Annotated in this window: 17 protein-coding genes; 13 read left to right on the forward strand and 4 right to left on the reverse strand. The window is 64.7% G+C overall.

Translation table 11 applies throughout. The features are described from left to right. The first annotated feature begins 27 nt into the window (after positions 1 to 27). From PIN31009_RS08275 to PIN31009_RS08330, 12 genes are all read left to right on the forward strand, one after another. A complete protein-coding gene (locus PIN31009_RS08275) occupies positions 28 to 1,914 on the forward strand; it encodes a dipeptide ABC transporter ATP-binding protein (RefSeq protein WP_150683789.1) in 1,887 nt (628 codons plus the stop codon). Positions 1,915 to 2,051: 137 nt separating this feature from the next. Further along, positions 2,052 to 3,611, forward strand: a complete 1,560-nt coding sequence (gene gsiB / locus PIN31009_RS08280; protein ID WP_150683790.1) for a glutathione ABC transporter substrate-binding protein GsiB — start codon at positions 2,052 to 2,054, stop codon at positions 3,609 to 3,611. 138 nt (positions 3,612 to 3,749) lie between these two features. Continuing rightward, the gene (gsiC, locus tag PIN31009_RS08285; RefSeq protein WP_150683791.1) at positions 3,750 to 4,670 is read left to right on the forward strand and encodes a glutathione ABC transporter permease GsiC; all 921 of its coding nucleotides are present in this window, start codon (positions 3,750 to 3,752) and stop codon (positions 4,668 to 4,670) included. 10 nt (positions 4,671 to 4,680) lie between these two features. Further along, positions 4,681 to 5,586, forward strand: a complete 906-nt coding sequence (gene gsiD / locus PIN31009_RS08290) for a glutathione ABC transporter permease GsiD (protein WP_150683792.1) — start codon at positions 4,681 to 4,683, stop codon at positions 5,584 to 5,586. 19 nt (positions 5,587 to 5,605) lie between these two features. Then, the gene (locus PIN31009_RS08295) at positions 5,606 to 6,739 is read left to right on the forward strand and encodes a DmpA family aminopeptidase (RefSeq protein ID WP_246185560.1); all 1,134 of its coding nucleotides are present in this window, start codon (positions 5,606 to 5,608) and stop codon (positions 6,737 to 6,739) included. 99 nt (positions 6,740 to 6,838) lie between these two features. Beyond that, positions 6,839 to 7,657: a M55 family metallopeptidase gene (locus PIN31009_RS08300; protein WP_150683793.1), complete on the forward strand. Its 819-nt coding sequence runs from the start codon at positions 6,839 to 6,841 to the stop codon at positions 7,655 to 7,657. A gap of 273 nt (positions 7,658 to 7,930) precedes the next feature. Further along, complete coding sequence (locus tag PIN31009_RS08305; RefSeq protein ID WP_150683794.1) at positions 7,931 to 8,812, forward strand: DUF4118 domain-containing protein; 882 nt, start codon at positions 7,931 to 7,933, stop codon at positions 8,810 to 8,812. A 2-nt stretch (positions 8,813 to 8,814) separates the two neighbouring features. Further along, positions 8,815 to 9,684: an alpha/beta hydrolase gene (locus PIN31009_RS08310; RefSeq protein ID WP_087688444.1), complete on the forward strand. Its 870-nt coding sequence runs from the start codon at positions 8,815 to 8,817 to the stop codon at positions 9,682 to 9,684. A gap of 124 nt (positions 9,685 to 9,808) precedes the next feature. Beyond that, positions 9,809 to 11,011: an ABC transporter ATP-binding protein gene (locus tag PIN31009_RS08315; protein ID WP_150789923.1), complete on the forward strand. Its 1,203-nt coding sequence runs from the start codon at positions 9,809 to 9,811 to the stop codon at positions 11,009 to 11,011. A 92-nt stretch (positions 11,012 to 11,103) separates the two neighbouring features. Beyond that, positions 11,104 to 12,408, forward strand: coding sequence for an ABC transporter substrate-binding protein (locus PIN31009_RS08320; RefSeq protein WP_150789924.1), 1,305 nt, complete (start codon positions 11,104 to 11,106; stop codon positions 12,406 to 12,408). Positions 12,409 to 12,496: 88 nt separating this feature from the next. After that, positions 12,497 to 13,372 (forward strand): carbohydrate ABC transporter permease, encoded by an 876-nt coding sequence (locus PIN31009_RS08325; RefSeq protein ID WP_150683798.1) that lies wholly within the window; start codon positions 12,497 to 12,499, stop codon positions 13,370 to 13,372. Continuing rightward, positions 13,369 to 14,277 carry a carbohydrate ABC transporter permease gene (locus PIN31009_RS08330; RefSeq protein ID WP_246185561.1) on the forward strand — a complete coding sequence of 303 codons (909 nt, stop codon included), beginning with the start codon at positions 13,369 to 13,371 and terminating at the stop codon, positions 14,275 to 14,277. Before PIN31009_RS08325 ends, PIN31009_RS08330 begins: the two co-directional genes overlap by 4 nt. Before the next feature lie 107 nt (positions 14,278 to 14,384). On the opposite strand, the gene PIN31009_RS08335 is transcribed toward PIN31009_RS08330, so the two are convergent. From PIN31009_RS08335 to rarD, 3 genes are all read right to left on the reverse strand, one after another. Next, on the reverse strand, positions 14,385 to 14,846 hold the full coding sequence (locus PIN31009_RS08335) for a universal stress protein (RefSeq protein ID WP_150683799.1): 462 nt from the start codon (positions 14,844 to 14,846) through the stop codon (positions 14,385 to 14,387). Between the two features lie 215 nt (positions 14,847 to 15,061). Further along, positions 15,062 to 15,391 (reverse strand): hypothetical protein, encoded by a 330-nt coding sequence (locus PIN31009_RS08340; RefSeq protein WP_246185562.1) that lies wholly within the window; start codon positions 15,389 to 15,391, stop codon positions 15,062 to 15,064. Positions 15,392 to 15,457: 66 nt separating this feature from the next. After that, positions 15,458 to 16,378, reverse strand: a complete 921-nt coding sequence (gene rarD, locus PIN31009_RS08345; protein WP_150683800.1) for an EamA family transporter RarD — start codon at positions 16,376 to 16,378, stop codon at positions 15,458 to 15,460. A gap of 267 nt (positions 16,379 to 16,645) precedes the next feature. On the opposite strand from rarD, the gene hisN reads away from it, so the two are divergent. Continuing rightward, positions 16,646 to 17,452 carry a histidinol-phosphatase gene (gene hisN / locus PIN31009_RS08350; protein WP_150789925.1) on the forward strand — a complete coding sequence of 269 codons (807 nt, stop codon included), beginning with the start codon at positions 16,646 to 16,648 and terminating at the stop codon, positions 17,450 to 17,452. On the opposite strand, the gene PIN31009_RS08355 is transcribed toward hisN, so the two are convergent. After that, positions 17,440 to 18,780 (reverse strand): MATE family efflux transporter, encoded by a 1,341-nt coding sequence (locus PIN31009_RS08355; protein WP_150683802.1) that lies wholly within the window; start codon positions 18,778 to 18,780, stop codon positions 17,440 to 17,442. The two genes, hisN and PIN31009_RS08355, sit on opposite strands and share 13 nt — an antisense overlap. Positions 18,781 to 18,945: the final 165 nt, after the last annotated feature.

Genomic DNA, 18,945 nt, shown 5'->3' on the forward strand with positions numbered 1-18,945 from the left:
AGCAAGCGTAGATTAGCGAGGACAGGCGTGGCAGAGCGCAAGACAACCCCTACGATTTCGTTGCCCGACGAGCGCGTGCTCGCCGTCGACGGCCTCACCGTGCAGTTCGCCACCTCAGAGCGCGTGGTGACGGCGGTGCGCGACCTGTCATTCCACGTTGATCGCGGCGAGACCCTCGCCATCGTCGGCGAATCCGGTTCCGGCAAATCGGTGACCTCGCTCGCCGCCATGCGTTTGGTGGAGAACGGCGGCGGCAAGATCATTCAAGGTTCGATGATCATGCGGCGCCGTAACGGCAAGCTGGTCGATCTCACCAAGGCCAGCGGCCACACCATGCGCACCATTCGCGGTGCCGACATGGCGATGATCTTCCAAGAGCCGATGACCTCGCTCAACCCGGTGTTCCCGGTGGGCGAACAGATTGCCGAATCGATTCGCCTGCACCAGCACAAGGACCACGCCGCCGCGCGTGCCGAAGCGCTGCGCATGCTCGAACTCGTCCGCATTCCCGAAGCCCGCCGCGTGCTGGGCCGCTTTCCGCACCAACTCTCGGGCGGCATGCGCCAGCGCGTGATGATCGCGATGGCCTTGTCGTGCAAGCCGGGCATCCTGATCGCCGACGAACCCACGACTGCGCTCGACGTGACGATTCAGGCGCAGATTCTGCAACTGATCCGCGCGTTGCAAGACGAGATGCACATGGGCGTGGTCTTCATCACGCACGACATGGGTGTGGTGGCCGAAGTGGCCGACCGCGTGCTCGTGATGCACCGTGGCGACAAGGTGGAAGCCGGTCCGTCGCAGGAAATCTTCAGTGCTCCGCGCGAGCGTTACACGCAGGCGCTGCTCTCCGCCGTGCCGCGTCTGGGTTCGATGCAGGGTACCGACCTGCCGGCACGCTTCCCGTTGCTGCGTTACGACGCCCCGGCCGATGCCAAGCCGGTCGCCGAAACGCCGCAACCGACCGTCAAGACCGACGCCGGCCCGATTCTGCGCGTGAAAGACCTGATCGCGCGCTTCGATGTGCCGTCGGGCTTCTTCGGCAGCGTGAAGCAGCGCGTGCACGCCGTCGAACGCGTGAGTTTCGATCTGTATCCGGGCGAGACGCTCGGCCTCGTGGGCGAGTCGGGCTGCGGCAAGTCCACCACGGGGCGTGCGTTGCTGCGTCTGGTGGCGAGTCAGGGCGGCTCGATCGAATTCGGCGGCAAGCCGATTCACGATCTCGCCGGGCGTGCGTTGCAGACGCTGCGCCGCGATATCCAGTTCATTTTCCAAGACCCGTTTGCCTCGCTCGATCCGCGCCTCACGGTCGGCTTCTCGATCATGGAGCCGCTGCTCGTGCACGGGGTCGCCAGCGGTGCCGAAGCCGAAAAGCGCGTGGCCGAACTGCTGGAACGTGTGGGCCTGCCCGCCGATTATGCGCAGCGCTACCCGCATGAATTCTCGGGCGGCCAGCGCCAGCGTATTGCCATCGCGCGCGCCCTCGCACTCAAGCCGAAGGTCGTGATCGCCGACGAATCCGTCTCGGCGCTCGACGTGTCGGTGCAGGCGCAGATCATCAACCTGATGCTCGATTTGCAGAAAGAGTTCGGCATCGCGTTCCTGTTCATCTCGCACGATATGGCCGTGGTCGAGCGCATCAGCCACCGGGTGGCGGTGATGTTCCTCGGCCAGATCGTCGAGATCGGCCCGCGCCGGGCGATCTTCGAGAACCCGCAGCACCCGTACACGAAGAAGCTCATGTCGGCGGTGCCGATTGCCGATCCCGCACGCCGTCATGCCAAACGCGAATTGCTCACGGAAGAAATCCCGAGCCCGATTCGCGCCGTGGGCGACGAGCCGCAGGTGGAGCCGCTCGTGGAAGTGGGCGCGGGGCACTACGTGGCGCGTCATCGCGTTGCAGGTGCCTACTGATTGAAGTTGTGAGTGTTTCGGGGGTTTCCCCGGTGGTTCAGGCAGTACTTTGTTTCAGTAATAACAATGCCCGCCAAGGGCCGGAGTCCAGAGGCTCCGCTCGCGGCGACCCCGTCAGACCAGAAGGAGAAAGACAGATGTCGAAAACCGCTTTGCTGGGCGCTCGCTGGAAAACCGCGCTCGCGTCCGTCGCCGTGGCGTCCGCCGTGCTCGGCGCAGCTCCGGCGTTTGCCGCCAAGGATGTCGTGATGGCCGTGCAGTCGACCTTCACGACGATGGATCCTTACGACGCCAACGACACGCTGTCGCAGGCCGTCGCCAAGTCGTTCTACGAAGGCATGTTCGGCTTCGACAAGGACATGAAGCTCGTCAACGTGCTGGCCGATAGCTACACGGTCTCGCCGGACGGCCTCGTCTACACGATCAAGCTCAAATCGGGCGTGAAGTTCCAGGACGGCACGAATTTCGATGCCGCCGCCGTCAAGGCGAACTTCGACCGCGTGACGAATCCGGACAACAAGCTCAAGCGCTACAACCTGTACAAGGAAATCGCCAAGACGGAAGCGGTCGATGCGCACACGGTGAAGTTCACGCTGAAAGAAGCGTTCTCGCCGTTCATCAACACGCTGGCGCACCCGTCGGCCGTGATCATCTCGCCGGAAGCGCTCAAGAAGTACGGCAAGGACATCGCCTCGCACCCGGTCGGCACGGGCCCGTTCGAATTCGTCGAATGGAACCGCACCGATTACGTGAAGGTGAAGAAGTTTGACGGCTACTGGAAGAAGGGCTATCCGAAGGTCGACACGATCACCTTCAAGCCGGTGGTCGACAACAACACGCGCGCTGCCGTGATGCAGACCGGTGAAGCCGGCTTCGCCTTCCCGGTGCCGTACGAACAAGCCGATGGCCTGAAGGCCAGCGGCAAGGTCGACGTGATCGCCGGCCCGTCGATCATTCAGCGCTACGTGAGCTTCAACACGAAGCAGAAGCCGTTTGACGACGTGCGCGTGCGTCAGGCCATCAACTACGCCATCAACAAGGAAGCGCTGGTGAAGGTGGCCTTCGCAGGCTACGCCACGCCGGCCGACGGTGTGGTGCCGCAGGGCGTGGACTACGCGACGAAGACGGGCCCGTGGCCGTACAACCCGGCCAAGGCGAAGGAACTGCTGAAGGAAGCCGGTTACCCGAACGGTTTCGAAACCACGTTGTGGTCGGCGTACACGTACACCACCGCGCAGAAGGTGATTCAGTTCGTGCAGCAGCAATTGGCACAGGTCGGCATCAAGGCGCAAGTGCGTGCCCTCGAAGCCGGTCAGCGTGTCGAACTGGTCGAATCGGCCCCGGATCCCGACAAGGCACCGGTGCGCATGTACTACGTGGGCTGGTCGTCGTCGACGGGTGAAGCCGACTGGGCGCTGCGTCCGCTGCTGAGCTCGGAGTCGTTCCCGCCGAAGCTGTTCAACACCGCGTACTACAAGAACGACGCTGTGGATGCCGACTTCAACAAGGCGCTGCTCACGACCGACCGTGCCGAGAAGACCAAGCTCTACACCGACGCGCAACAGAAGATCTGGAACGATGCGCCGTGGGCGTTCCTCGTGACGGAAAAGCTGCTGTACGCACGCAACAAGAACCTGACGGGCGTGTACACCATGCCTGACGGCTCGTTCAACTTCACCGACATTTCGATGAAGTAAGCAGGACTGCGAGTCTGAAGTGCCCGCGCCGCCATCGACACACCGTGGCGGCGCGGATTTACCGGCAACCCGGCAGGCAGCGCGCCACCGATAGCCGCGAGAGAGACATGGTTTGGTAAGACGTTCGGCAAGACTGCGATGCTCAATTACTTTTTCAAACGCCTGCTCGGCCTGATCCCCACGCTACTGATCGTGGCGGTGCTGGTGTTCGCGTTCGTGCACATGTTGCCGGGCGATCCGGCGCGTCTGGCGGCCGGCCCGCAGGCGGACGAGGCGACCGTGGCGCTGGTGCGTCAGGATCTCGGCCTCGACAAGCCGCTGCTGTCCCAGTTCACGCACTTCGTCACGCACGCGGTGCGCGGCGATTTCGGCCTGTCGATGCGCAGCAAGCAACCGGTTTCGGAAGAAATCGGCAGCCGCTTCATGCCCACGCTGTGGCTCACGCTGGTCAGCATGATCTGGTCGGTGGTGATTGGCATGGGCATCGGCGTGGCCTCGGCCGTGTGGCGTAATCGCTGGCCCGACCGGCTCGGCATGACGCTGGCGGTCTCGGGCATTTCGTTCCCGGCGTTCGCCATGGGCATGCTGCTCATGCAGGTGTTTTCGGTGCAACTCGGCTGGCTGCCCACCATGGGCGCCGATTCGTGGAAGAGCTACATCCTGCCCTCGATCACGCTGGGCGCGGCCGTGGCCGCCGTGATGGCACGCTTCACCCGCTCGGCCTTCGTCGAAGTGCTGCACGAAGACTTCGTGCGTACCGCACGCGCGAAGGGCCTGAACGAAATGCGCGTGGTGTTCAAGCATGCGCTGCGCAACGCCATGATTCCCGTCATCACGATGATGGGGTTGCAGTTCGGTTTTCTGCTCGGCGGCTCGATTGTCGTCGAGGTGGTATTCAACTGGCCGGGCCTCGGGCGCCTGCTGGTCGATTCGGTCGAGATGCGCGACTACCCCGTGATTCAGGCGCTGGTGTTGTTGTTCTCGCTCGAGTTCATTCTGATCAACCTCGTGGTCGACGTGCTGTACGCCGTCATCAACCCGACCATTCGCTACAAGTGAGGCACGCATAATGAGCGCGGGTCAACCTACGACTGCAACACCGGCCGCTGCGGCCAATGCCAATCGCGTGCGCACCCCGTGGCGCGAATTCTGGCGCAAGTTCAAGAAACAGCACATCGCGCTCGTCGCGGGTGGTTTCGTGCTGTTGCTCGTCATCATCGCCGTTCTGGCGCCGCATCTGGTGCCGTTCGATCCGGAGAACTTCTTCGATTACGACGCGCTGAATGCCGGGCCGTCGGCCAAACACTGGTTCGGCGTCGACTCGCTCGGCCGCGACATCTTCAGCCGCGTGCTCGCGGGTACGCGCATCTCGCTGGCGGCGGGTTTCGGCTCGGTGGCCATCGGTGCGATCATCGGCACCGTGCTGGGGCTGCTGGCCGGCTATTACGAAGGCTGGTGGGACCGCATCGTCATGCGCATCTCCGACGTGCTGTTCGCCTTCCCGGGCATTTTGCTCGCCATCGGCGTGGTCGCTGTGCTGGGTAACGGCATGGTCAACGTGATCGTGGCGGTCGCGATCTTCTCGATCCCGGCGTTTGCGCGGCTGGTGCGCGGCAATACGCTCGTGCTCAAGCACATGACGTACATCGAAGCGGCGCGCTCGATCGGGGCGTCCGACTGGACGATCATCATGCGGCACATTCTGCCGGGCACGGTATCGTCGATTGTGGTGTACTTCTCGATGCGTATCGGCACGTCGATCATCACGGCCGCGAGTCTGTCGTTCCTCGGTCTGGGCGCGCAACCGCCCACGCCGGAGTGGGGCGCCATGCTCAACGAGGCGCGGGCCGACATGGTCAACGCACCGCATATCGCGATCTTCCCGAGCCTGGCCATTTTCCTGACCGTGCTCGCGTTCAACCTGCTCGGCGACGGCCTGCGCGACGCGCTCGATCCGAAGCTCGACCGACACTGAGCATTTGACAGGGCTTGTCATGATGCAGACGCCAGACTTGCGCGAAACCTCTTTCGGCGCACCGCACGTCGGGCTTCTGCCGGCCGGCCCGCGCGATGCCATCACCGATGTGCCCGGCGTATTCGTCGGGCATGCCACCCTCGCTGAAGGGGCGATCCAGACGGGCGTGACGGTGGTCTGCCCGACGCCGGCCGAAGGCCTGGCCGCCGGATCGGCCGGAAGTGCACCCAACACGGTGCCGCCGCCCGCCTGGGACCCGTTCCGCGCCAGAATCCCCGCCGCCGCCGCTGTCATCAACGGTTTCGGCAAGAGCGTCGGTCTGATGCAGATCGACGAACTCGGCGTGATCGAAGCGCCTATCGCTCTGACCAATACGTTCTCTGTCAGCCACGTCGTCCTCGGCCAGTTGCGGGCCGCCATCGAGGCAAACCCGACGATCGGACGCGGTGCGCCGTCGCTCAACCCGACTGTGCTCGAATGCAACGACGGTTATCTGAACGACATGCAGGCGTTCGCGGTGACCGAAGACCACTATGCGCAGGCGCTGGCCAGCGCCTCGGTCGACTTCGCGCAAGGGGCCGTCGGGGCCGGGCGCGGCATGTCGAGCTTCGGTCTGAAGGGCGGCATCGGCTCGTCTTCGCGCGTGGTCGAAACGGCCGGCGCGACCTTCACCGTGGGTGTGCTGGTGCTGTCTAACTTTGGCCGCCCGTCGCAACTCACCATTGCCGGGCGCCATGTCGGCGCCGTACTCGACGAGCGTCTGGCGCAACCCGAGCAGAGCGCGGCACCCGAGCGCGGCTCGATCATCATGCTGGTGGCCACCGATGCACCGCTCGACGCCCGCCAGTTGCGCCGCGTCGCCACGCGCACGGCCGCCGGGCTGGCCCGCACAGGCTCGGTCTACGGACACGGCAGCGGCGATGTCGCGCTGGCGTTCACCACCGGCTATACGACGGCGCACGATGCGCAGGGCCGGGTCGCGCCTGCGGCACTGGTGCCCGACCCCTTGCTCGACCCCATTTTTCAGGCGACGGCCGACGCGACCGAGCAGGCCATCCTGCACGCCCTGTTTGCCGCCGAGTCGGTGCTGGGGCGCAACGGCCACGTGCGCCGTGCGCTCGCCGATGTGCTGCCCGACTGGGCGGCGCTCTGACTTCCTGATTCCGGCCTGATTTCCGTCAGATCCCGGCCTGATCCGGGATCTCGCTTCAACCCGATTGGGCCACCCAAGGCCACCCGAATTGCTGACATCATGCGAATCCTGATCTCTACCGACATCGAGGGCGTCGCCGGCGTCTTCCATCCCGAACAGACCCGCGCCGGTAACGGCGAGTACGAACGCGCCCGGCGCTGGATGACACAGGAGGCGAATGCCGCCGTCATCGGCGCGTTCGAGGGCGGTGCGACCGAGGTGATGGTCAACGACTCGCACGGCGGCTTCCGGAACCTGCTGCCCGACGAGCTCGACCCGCGCGCCCGTATGGTGCTCGGCAAGCCGCGCTATCTGGGCATGGTGGCTGGCGTGGAAGCCGGTTGCGACGCCATTTTCATGGTCGGTTATCACGGCAAAGCCCAGAGCGCAGGGATTCTCGCGCACACGATCAACAGCTTCGCGTTCGCGCGGGTCTGGCTGGCGGGCGAAGAAGCCAGCGAAGCGCGCCTGTATGGCGCACTGGCCGGCGAGCGCGGCGTGCCGGTGGTGATGGCCAGCGGCGACGACGTGTTCTGCGACGAGACGCAACTGATCTTCCCGCACGTCCGGTTCGTCCAGACGAAGGCGGCATGGGGGCAGGGCAGTGGCATGACGCTCAACCCGCGCGAGTCGTGCGAGCTCATTCGCGAGGCCGCCCGAGAGGCGCTGAGCGACCGGCGTAAATGGCATCCCTATCAGGTGGCGGTGCCGGTGGAGGTGCGGGTACAGGCCCAGACCACCGCGCTGGCCGATCTGTTCTGCCAGTGGCCCACGCTGGAACGTGTCGACGGCGTGACGCTCCAGTTCACCGCGCCCACGGTTGAGGCCGCCGTGCGCATGCTCAACTGTCTCTCCGCGATGTCGTCGATGCTGCGGTAAGCGCGCCGCCGTCCCGTCACTCGACGGTCCCTGACCCTGATGCCGCCAGTGTCTTTCCCATGACGGTAACCGTGGGGCGCCAACCGGCAAACCCACGGCAAACCCATGCTGGGCGGGCATCGACTGTCCTGTTGTTAAGAAGCGACTGAGTTAGGGTTTGGGACAGCCGACGCGTTTTGGGTGCCGTGCGATAATCCGTAATATTTTGTAACAGGCGACCTTCGTGGTCACGTCTGTGGATTGTTGAGCGTCGGCCATGACCGACGGGGAATCATGGATATCAGAAACGCCCGACGTTGGGCGGAGCCCGGTGCCAAGCGCTATGCCGGGGCATTGATGGTGGTATTTGCTGCGTTTCTGTTTCGCAGCCTCTTGCATCCGGTGCTCGATCACTCGATGCCGGGTATCTTCTTCGCTTGCGCCGTTATCATCGTCGAATTCATCTGGGGCCTGGGCCCGGCCCTGATGGCGATGGTCATCAGCATCCCCATTTTCGATTTCTTCTTCGTGCCGCCGTTTCGCGACATCGCGATGCTTGACCGGCGCGACGTGATGATCGTCACCGGCTTTCTGACGATCACGCCGCTGGCTGTCGTGCTCATCGAACGCCTGCGCCGCGCGCAATACCGGGCTGAACTGATCGCCGAAGTGGCCCAGACCCGCTACGAAATGCTGCTGCGTGCCGAGAACGAGCGCATGGTGCTGTCGGACTCGGTGCAGTTGAGCAACGCGCTGATGACGTATCTGACCAAGCATCTGGATACGATTTTCTATCTGGCGAACCCGACCACGCACTACGAGTTCATCGACGAGCATTTCCGTCGTGCGACCGGTGTTGCGCCGGACGTCGTCAAGCGCGACGGCCTGCGTGCCTTGCTTCACCCGGACGACGCACGGCGTCTCGCTGGGCTGTTCAATCCCGATGCGCAGCGCCCGCAACACGGCGCCCACAACCTGCGCATGCTGAGCCGCGATGGCGGCTATGAGATGTTTGCCTGCGAACTGCAATACTTTCAGGCCCATCTGGGGACGTATGTCATCCTGCGTCTGCATTCGGGGCCGGCCGTGCGTCCGGTCACACCGTTGCATACGCTCACGCCCGCTGCCAATGCGCGCGATGTTAAAGAGGCGCCGGTCGTCTCGGGCGGAGTTTGAGCATGTTTCAAGAAGATATCTATTACAAGGGCGGCGAACACGCGGTGCTGCTGCTGCCGGGACTGTCGAGCACGCCGCTCGAAATGCGTCCCGTCGCGCGTGCGTTGCATCGTGAGGGCTACACCGTCTCCGTGCCGCATATCGAAGGCTATGGACTCGGCGCGCCGTGCAGCGACTGGCGCTCGTGGATTGCCGCCGCACGCGCTAAGTATCGCGAGTTGCGCGAGACGCACGAAACCGTGTCGCTTTGCGGGCTGTGCATCGGCGCCACGCTGAGTCTGGCCGTCGCGCAGGAAGAAGAGGACGTGGCGGCGCTTTCGCTGCTGGCGGTCACTCTGGTGTACGACGGCTGGACCATTCCTTGGTACTACCCGCTCATCGATCTGGTCTTCCACACGCCGTTCCGTCATCGCTACCGCTATCACGAGAAGGCGCCGTACGGCCTGAAGAACGAAGCCCTGCGCGCGCGTGTGGCCAAGTCGATGTCGCAGCACGACGCGTCGGAAATCGGTGCGGCATCGCTGCCGCTCGCGCACCTGTATCACGCGCGCCGGCTGGCGGCGCACGTGCGCCGCCGGTTGGATCGCGTCACTGCCGACTGTCTGGTGATTCACGCGGTCGACGACGATACGTCGAGCCCGCACAACGCACGTATCGTCTACGACGGCGTGTCGTCGGAAGTGAAGCAGAAGTGCCTGCTTAGCGAGAGCTATCACATCCTGACGATGGATAACGAGCGCGAGACCGTGGCCGACGAGACGCGCCGTTTCTTCCGCGACGCCGTGGCGCGCCGCACCGGTGCGGCGTCGACCGAGACGCGCATCATCTCCAAGGCGCTGCTGCGCGCCAAGCGCCGTCAGGCGGCAGCGTAAGTCGACATGTGGCTAACCCCGTGCAATACCGGGGTTGTGACATGTCATCAAACTGCCATCGTTGGCCGGTTATGGTCGGGGTTTTACGATCCCGGCGCCCGTCAGGGCCCCTGCATATCCGGCCATGTCATCGCTCACCATCGATTCCGTCAGCAAGCAGTGGGGCAATACACACGCGCTTCACGAGGTGAGCTTTTCCGCTGAGGCTGGCTCGCTCGTGGTGTTGCTCGGCCCGTCGGGTTGCGGCAAATCGACGCTGCTGCGCATGATCGCGGGCCTCGAGACGCCAAGCAGCGGCCGTATTCTGCTCGGCGACACCGATGTGACCAGCTTGCCGCCGGCGCGCCGCAAGCTCTCGATGGTGTTCCAGTCGTATGCGCTGTTCCCGCATCTGTCGGTGCGCGAGAACCTGCTATTCGGTCTGCGCGTGCGTGGTGAGCCGGCAAGCGGCTACCCGCAGCGTCTGGCCCGCGTGGCCGACCTGCTGGGCCTCGCCCCCTATCTCGATCGCAAGCCGTCGCAACTCTCCGGCGGCCAGCAGCAACGTGTGGCGCTGGGCCGTGCCGTGATTGCCGAGACGTCGGTCTGCCTGATGGACGAGCCGCTCTCGAATCTCGACGCGCAACTGCGTCAGGAAATGCGCCGCGAGATTCGTGCACTTCAACAAAAGCTCGGCATGACGCTGGTCTACGTGACCCACGATCAGACCGAAGCGATGAGCATGGCCGATCAGGTCGTGCTGCTGCGCGATGGCCGTATCGAACAGGCCGGCGCACCGCAATCCCTTTACACCGCCCCCGCGACCCGCTTTGCCGCGAGCTTCATCGGCACGCCGCCGATGCAGTTGCTGCAACTGGTGCGTCATGGCGAAGCGCTGGTGCCGGCGGGCCAGACTGGCCCCGCACTTGCCTCGGCGGGCGCACGTGAGCGTGCGCTGCTGGGGCTGCGTCCGGAACATGTCTGCGCCGTGCCGCCCACGTCGGTCGGTGCGGTGCTTGCCACCGTAAGCGCGGTCGAATATCTGGGTGCGGACACGCTGGTCGCCTGCACGCTGGGCGCGGCGGGCGAGATCGCCACGCGCGTGCCGGGGCATCGTCCGTTTGCACCGGGCGACGCGATCGGCCTGCAATGGGACGCCGCCGATCAGCACCTGTTCGACGCCGACACCGGCTTGCGCACGAGCGTGTCGGCAGGGCAGGGGCACGCCGCCACTGTCACGACCGATGACACGCCTCACGTGGCCGATACGCCGGCGCCGCCCGCGGCAATGATGCCGCCGGCAACGCCGCAAGCCATGGCGGCAGCGACCACCGCTACCACCGCATAACACGCCTGACCGACGCACCACGCGCACGGCTTCGGCGGATCACCACAAAACTACGAGTCACACCACCACGCTTTCATGGGGAACCAAGCGACATGCGACGCACGATTCTGAAAACGTTTGCGGCCAGTCTTGCCGCACTGGCAATGGGCGGCCTGACGACCTCGGCCATGGCGCAGCAAAAGCCGGTCGAACTGACGTTCTACTACCCGGTGGCCGTTGGCGGCCCGGTGACCAAGATCATCAACGATCTGGTGGCCGACTTCGAAAAAGATCACCCGAACATCAAGCTCAAGCCGGTCTACGCCGGGACCTATCAGGATTCGGTGGTCAAGGCACTGACGGCTGCCAAGGCCGGCACGCCGCCGCAACTGGCCGTGTTGGCCGCCGCCGACGTCTTCACGCTCATCGACGAAGACGCCGTGGTGCCGATCGACAGCATCGCCAGCACGCCGGCCGATAAGCAGTGGCTCGACGGTTTCTACCCGGCGCTGATGATGAACTCGCGCATCAACGGCCATACGTGGGGCGTGCCGTTCCAGCGTTCGACCATCGTGATGTACTGGAACAAAGACCTGTTCCGCGAAGCCGGCCTCGACCCGGATCGTGCACCGGCCAACTGGGAAGAACTTGCCACCTACGCGCAGAAGCTGACCAAGCGCGATGCGTCGGGCAACGTGACGCAGTGGGGCATCAAGGTGCCTTCGACGGGCTTCGGTTACTGGTTGTTCCAGGCGTTCACCACGCCGGCCGGTATCGAGCTGATGAACGCGTCGGGTACCAAGACGTTCCTGAATGCGCCGCAAGCGGTCGAATCGCTCCAGTACTGGGTGGATCTCGCGACCAAGTACAAGGCCATGCCGACGGGGTCGATCGAGTGGGGCACCACGCCGAAGGACTTCCTCGAGAAGAAGGCCGCGATCATCTACACGACCACGGGCAACCTGACCAACATTCGCACCAACGCCACGTTCCCATTCGGCGTGGGCAAGATGCCGACGAAGGTGCGCGGCGGCAGCCCGACGGGCGGCGGCAACTTCTACGTGTTCAAGAAGAGCACGCCGGAAGAGAAGCAGGCAGCGATGACCTTCATCAAGTGGGCCACCACGCCGGAGCGTGCCGCGCAGTTCGGTATCGACACGGGTTATGTGGCCGTGACGCCGGCCGCGTGGGAGACCCCGGCGATGAAGCAATACGTCCAGAAGGTGCCGGCTGCGGCAGTGGCGCGCGACCAACTGGGCAGCAGCGTCGCCGAGTTCTCGACGCACGACAACCAGCGCGTGACCAAGGCGCTCAACGACGCACTGCAAGCCGCGTTGACGGGCACCAAGTCGCCGAAGCAGGCGCTTGACGATGCACAACGTGAATCGGATCGCATCCTGCGTGCTTACGCTCGCTAATTGACATGCGGGACCGCGACATACCGGCACATCGATGTCACGACGTGCAGGGGTGTCCGGTCCCGAGTACCGAATCGATGGACTGTCGATGAACCGCTCTTCCTCCTCGTGGGTGCCTTGGCTGCTGCTGTTACCGGCGCTGGTGCTGCTCGTCGCCTTCACGCACTATCCGGCGGTGGCCACCCTGTGGCACAGCTTCTTTTCGACGGCACGCGCGGGTGCGCCTTCGGTCTACGTGGGGGCCGAGAACTATCAGTTGTTGCTCGACGACCCGGTGTTCTGGCAGGCGTTGCGCAACAACGTGCTGTTTGCGCTGATTACTGTACCGGTGGCGATTGCGATCTCGATCGCCATGGCGCTCTGGGTGCACCGGCAGGTGCCGGGGCGCGCGCTGCTGCGTCTCGCGTATTTCACGCCGGCCATCTTGCCGATGATTGCGGTGGCGAACATCTGGCTTTTCTTCTACACGCCGCAATACGGCCTGATCGCGCAGATTTCGCAAGCGTTCGGCGGCAGCGATTACAACTGGCTGGGTCAGCCGGGTACGGCGTTGCCTGCGTTGATGATCGTGACGATCTGGAAAGAAGCCGGCTTCTTCATGATTTTCTATCTGGCGGCGCTGCAACAGATCTCGCCGACGCTTGCGGAAGCCGCGGCACTGGAAGGCGCGTCGCGCTGGCAGTTCTTCCGCCGGGTGCAATGGCCGCTGCTCATGCCCACGACGTTGTTCGTGGTGATCAACGCGGTGATCAACGCTTTCCGTCTGGTCGATCACGTGGTGGTGATGACGCGTGGCGGGCCCGATAACGCCACGCAACTGCTGCTGTACTACATCTATCAGGTGGCGTTCAGCTTCTGGGACACGTCGTACGCGGCAGCGCTCACGGTGGTATTGCTCACCTTGCTCGCCGTGGTCGCCTTCGTGAAATTCCGTCTGCTCGATTCGCGTACGCACTACCAATGACGACACCCGCACAGCCGCTTCAGACTTCCCGCCCGCTCGATTCGGCGACTGCCACTGGCGCGAAGAAGCCGCGCGCCGCGTTGCCGGCGTTTTCCGCGACCGGCGACACCCGTTTGGTCGACATCGCCGGGGCGTGGTTGCTTGGCCTGCTCTGGCTGCTGCCATTGCTCTATGCACTGTGGAGTGCGTTTCACCCGTCGGCCTACGCGACGCGGTTCTCGCTCTCGGCACCGCTCACGCTCGATAACTTCGTGCATGCGTGGCAGGCCGCACCGTTCGGCCGGTATCTGATCAACACCTTCGTGCTGGTCACGGTGATTCTCGCGGCGCAACTGGTGCTCGCGACGCTCGCGGCCTATGCGTTTGCACGCTTCACATTCCGTGGCAGCGAAGTCGCATTCATGATCGTGCTGCTGCAACTGATGGTGATGCCCGACGTGCTGATCGTCGAGAACTACCGAACGATCGCGTGGATGGGGTTGCGCGATTCGATTCTTGGCATCGCGCTGCCGTACTTCGCCTCAGCGTTCGGCATCTTCCTGCTGCGGCAGGCGTTCAAGACGGTGCCCAAAGAGCTGGACGACGCGGCGCGCGTGGAAGGGGCGAATGCGTGGCAGGTGTTGTGGCGCGTGTACGTGCCGTTGGCGCGTCCGGTGTATGTGGCGTACGCGCTGGTGTCGATCAGCCATCACTGGAACAACTTCCTGTGGCCGCTGATCGTGACGAACTCGGTTGAGACACGTCCGCTCACGGTGGGTTTGCAGATTTTCTCGTCCACCGATCAGGGCATCGACTGGTCGTTGATTACGGCCGCCACGTTGATGACGGCCGCGCCGCTGTTCATCGCGTTCCTGCTGTTCCAGCGTCAGTTCGTGCAGTCGTTCATGCGCGCCGGTATTCGTTGATGCGCTGATTTGGCGATTCACTGAGGACACAAAACAAAACGGCACGCCGCAGGGGCGTGCCGTTTTGTTTCAGGCGGGTCTTGCTGCCAGAGTAGCCGGGGCGCTGATTACTTGTCGGCGGCTTTGACGAGCAGCACCGGCACAGTGGTAATGCGCAGCAGCGTTTCGGCCACGCTGCCCAGCAGCAGGCGGTTGATGCCGCGGCGGCCGTGCGTGCCGAGCACGATCACGTCGGCGTTCCATTCCTGCGCTTCGCGCAGCACGGCATCGGCGATTTCGTCGGTGCCGGCGTCGAGCGAGATCAGCTTCGTTTCGACATCCACACCGCGTTTCTTCAAATCGGCCTGCGCCGTCGCGAGAATCTCGCTCGTTTCCTTCTCGAACGATTCCTGACTCTCGAGCGGCACAAAGCCGCTGTAAGCCCCGGCAGCGTAGGCGTTGGCGAGCGACGGCACCACCGACACCAGACGAATCTTGCCCTGGCTCAGGGCAACGAGTTTCACGGCCTCGTCGATAGCGCGGTTGGAAGGCGTACTACCGTCGATCGATACCAGAATGCGGTCATACATGATGGCGTCCTCTTGAGGGCTGGTGAGCTGGCGGATTGGGAATCCGGGATGTTTTTATTCTCGCACCGCACGCATCGAAAGTCATGCCACCGGATGCGGGGGAATTGACGGTACGCAATAACGCATCGTAATGCCAACGGCCGGCGCGCGCACGGCAGCGCGCGGGGCCGGCCGGAATTACCGTGATTACGGTGATTACCGCGTTGAAGCGGAAATCAGTTCGCCTGACAGGCAATCACCAGATTGGCGACATTGCCGCTCACATCGCGGGTGAGCACATCGTAATTCTTGCCGGCGCATTGGGTGCGGGCGCGTTGATCGCAGTCGCCACTCGACGCGGCGGAGCACTGAATCTGCTGGGTGGGGCGGCCGTCCGACGTGAACAGCGGCGCGGAAGTCCCGCAGGCGGAGAGTGAAAGTGTCAGCATCCCCGAGGACAACAACATGGCGATCTTGGCGAGTTTTTTCATCGTATTGGTCTGACCTGACTGGCTCACGCGAGTATAGCGTGCCGCCTCATCAGTGCCCACTGCATGGCCTGCCATCGCCCGCTCTTGCCTGCTCTTGCCCGGGGCGGACGCGCCCCGAGTTGGCCGTTCAAGCGTCCGGCGTCAAGCTTCCGGCACGCCTGCCGGGGCCGGGCGGCCCAGCCGCTGGCGGCGCAACGTGCGCAGGCTGTCGAAGACCACCAGCGCGACGCCGATCCAGATCGGCACGTAGGTCCACAGGCCCTGTTCGGTGAAGGGTTCGCCCAGCACGAACAGCGACACGGCGAAGAGCAGCACCGGCTCGACGTAGCCGAGAATGCCGTAGAGCCCGATGGGCAGCAGCCGCGCCGCGCCGAAGGTGCCGGCCAGTGCGCTGGCGCTCAGCAGCCCGAGGGCGGGCAGCCATAGCCAGAAGCGCGGCTCGGCCAGCACCATCGCGTTCTGCGGCCACGCGTGCCAGAGCAGCATGGCGGCGACCGGCGTCATCAGCAGCATCTCGAGCACAAAGCCGCACAGGGCGTCGAGCCGCAGTTGGCGGCGCAGCATGAAGTACGGCGGATAGCCGAACATGATGAGTGCGGTCACCCACGACAGCGCGCGCGTGGACCATAACTCGTGGGCGACCCCCACGATCGCGAAGGTCACCGCAAGCGTTTGCAGCGGGCTCAGGCGTTCCTTATAGACCGTGCGTCCGGCCAGCACCATCGTGAGCGGCAGCAGAAAGTACCCGAGCGAAGCGTCGAGCATGCGTTGCTGCAACGGTGCCCAGACGAACAGCCAGAGCTGCACACCCAGCAGCACGGCACACAACACCAGTGCGCCGAGGGCAGCAGGGCGGTGCAGCACATGCGCCATCGTGTGCTTGAGTACCGGCCAGCGTTTGAGCACGGTGACGATGACGAGCGCGCCGGGAAGGGTGAGCAGAATGCGCCAGGCGAAGACGTCCAGCCCCGACAACGGGGCGAGCTGCGAGACAAGCGCAGGCATCACTGCAAACAAGACGGATGCCGAGACGGAGAGCATCACGCCGCGACCGGAAAGCATGAGCGTCCTGAGGAAGGCGGGGGAGGGGCCGGGGCGTGCCCGGCAGTCAGGCCGCGAGCATAGCAAATTTGTGTCGTTTTGCGCTGGATTGGTGCGTAATGCAGGCGCGCGACATCGGCACCTTGTATGATCGCGAGGCGTTGACGTGCCTCGCTGGTGGCGCCCGACGCCGAGATCGGCCAGCGCCCCGCGCGATACCGATACCCCTTATTTTTCGCAGGCCCCGATCCCAATGGCCGCGCTGCAAAGTTCAAAGGAGACCCACGCATGTCGTCCGCCCCCGTTACCCCTGTTGCCGAGTACGCCGCCTTTGCCGCCACGCTGGCCGACGCCGTGCGGCCGCTTTCGCTCGGCTGGTTTCGCCGCCGTCTCGCGGTGGACGACAAGGCGGACGAAAGCCCGGTGACGATCGCCGACCGCGAAGTGGAAACGGCGCTGCGCGAGCAGATCGCCGCGCGCTATCCGTCCCACGGCATCTGGGGCGAGGAGTTCGGCAAGCTCAACCCCGATGCGGAATACGTCTGGTCGGTCGACCCCATCGACGGCACGCGCAGCTTCATCACCGGCCACCCGCTGTGGGGCACCTTGCTGGCCCTGCTGCATGACGGCAAGCCGGTAGTGGGCGTGATCGACATGCCCGCCACGGGCGAGCGCTGGGTCGGCGTGAACGATGCCGCCAGCGGGGTGCGCGAAGCGCGCTTCGACGGCGAGCGTTGTGCGACGAGCCCGGTCACGTCGCTGGCCGAAGCGACGGTGTATGCCACGTCGCCGGACATTTTCGATGCCGCCGAGTACGCCCAATTCGAACGCCTGACGAAGGCGGTGAGCCGCCGGCGCTTCGGCGGCGATTGCTACGCGTATGGGCTGCTGGCCAGCGGGCACATCGAGCTGGTCATGGAAGCCGGCTTGCAGACCTACGACTATCTGGCCGTGGCACCCGTGATCGAAGCCGCGGGCGGTGTGATTACCGACTGGGACGGCCAGCCGCTCACGCTGGCCTCGCAAGGCCGGGTACTGGCTGCCGCCAACGCCGAACTGCACGCGGCGGCACTGGCCTGCATTCAGGGGCGCTGAAGCCCGGCTGACGGCATGCCGCGCCAGATGCGCGGCAGCAACACGCCCAGCACGACGCCGCGCGTGGCGAGAAATGCCATCAGCGCCAGCCAAAGGCCGTGATTGCCCCACGCGTCGAGCGTGAACGGCATCACGGCGCCAAAGACCGCGAGTCCGATCAGCGACGAACTGAGCAACTCACGCGTGCGCGTCGCGCCGATGAACACGCCGTCGAGCTGAAAACACCACACGGCAACGATCGGCGAGATCACAGCCCACGGCAGGAATTCACGCGCGGCGGCGCGCAGCACCGGTTGATCCGTCAGCGTGTCGATGATGGCGCCACCGGCCACAGCATAGACCAGCGCAAATGCAACGGCACAGCCGAGCGCCCAGCCGAGCGACAGACGAATGGCATGGAGCAGCGCCTCGCGCTGGCGCGCGCCGACGTAGGCACCGACCAGTGCTTCGGCAGCGTGGGCAAAGCCGTCGAGGCCGTAGGCCATGAACGTCTGGAAATTGAGCAGCAGCGCATTGGCGGCCAGCGTCGTGTCGCCAAGACGGGCACCGACGCGGGCAAACCATGCAAACGCGAGCTGCAAGAACAGTGTGCGCAAGAAAATGTCGAGATTGAGCCGCAGCAGCCGCCACAACGCGCTGCGCTCGACCAGCGCGGCCAGCCGCAGCGGCGGCAGCCCCGGCGTGCGGGCCAGCCACAGCAGCCACGCGCCGAGCGCAAAGCCGAGTATGTCGGCGAGCGCCGTGGCGATGGCGATACCCGCGACACCCCAGTCGAGCGCGCGCACGAACACGATCACCGCCACGATGTTCACCACATTGATAAACACCTGCACCATCAGCCCTTGCCGCACGCGCTGGCAGGCCAGCAGGTAGCCGAGCACGACGTAATTGCCGAGCGCCAGCGGTGCCGCGAGGATGCGAATGCCCGCGTATTCGCGCCCGAGCGCCTGCACTTGCGCGCTCCCGCCCAGCCACGAAACGCCGAGCGATACCAGCGGCTCGCGCAACAGCAGCAGCACGACGCCGATCGAGAAGGCGAGCGCCAGCGCGCGGCACAGGGTGTCGCGCAACGCGACGGCGTCGCGCGAGCCGAACGCCTGCGCAGCGAGGCCGGTGGTGCCCATGCGCAGGAACGAGAAGCCCCAGAAGATCAGGTTGAGCAGCAGCGCCCCGAGGGCGACGCCCCCCAGATAGGCAGGGCCCGGCAGATGACCGGCGACCGCCGTGTCCACCGCCGAGAGCAGGGGCTGAGTGAGGTTGGCGAGCACAATGGGCACAGCCAGACGAAGGAGTTGCCGGTGACCGACGCTCGCAGGGGCAGGGTTCATGTCGACGATATGCGGCATCCGTTCATGGCGGTGCCGTCGTAGTCCGCACGGGGCGGCGAATGTAAGATGGCGCCGATTATACGTTGGACGCTACGTTAGACGCGGACGGTACAATGACACCTCGTCCACGCCCGCCCACTCCTTCGTGAGCCACTGACTGCGCAT

This window comes from Pandoraea iniqua, assembly GCF_902459685.1.
In the GTDB taxonomy this organism is placed as follows: Bacteria; Pseudomonadota; Gammaproteobacteria; order Burkholderiales; family Burkholderiaceae; genus Pandoraea; species Pandoraea iniqua.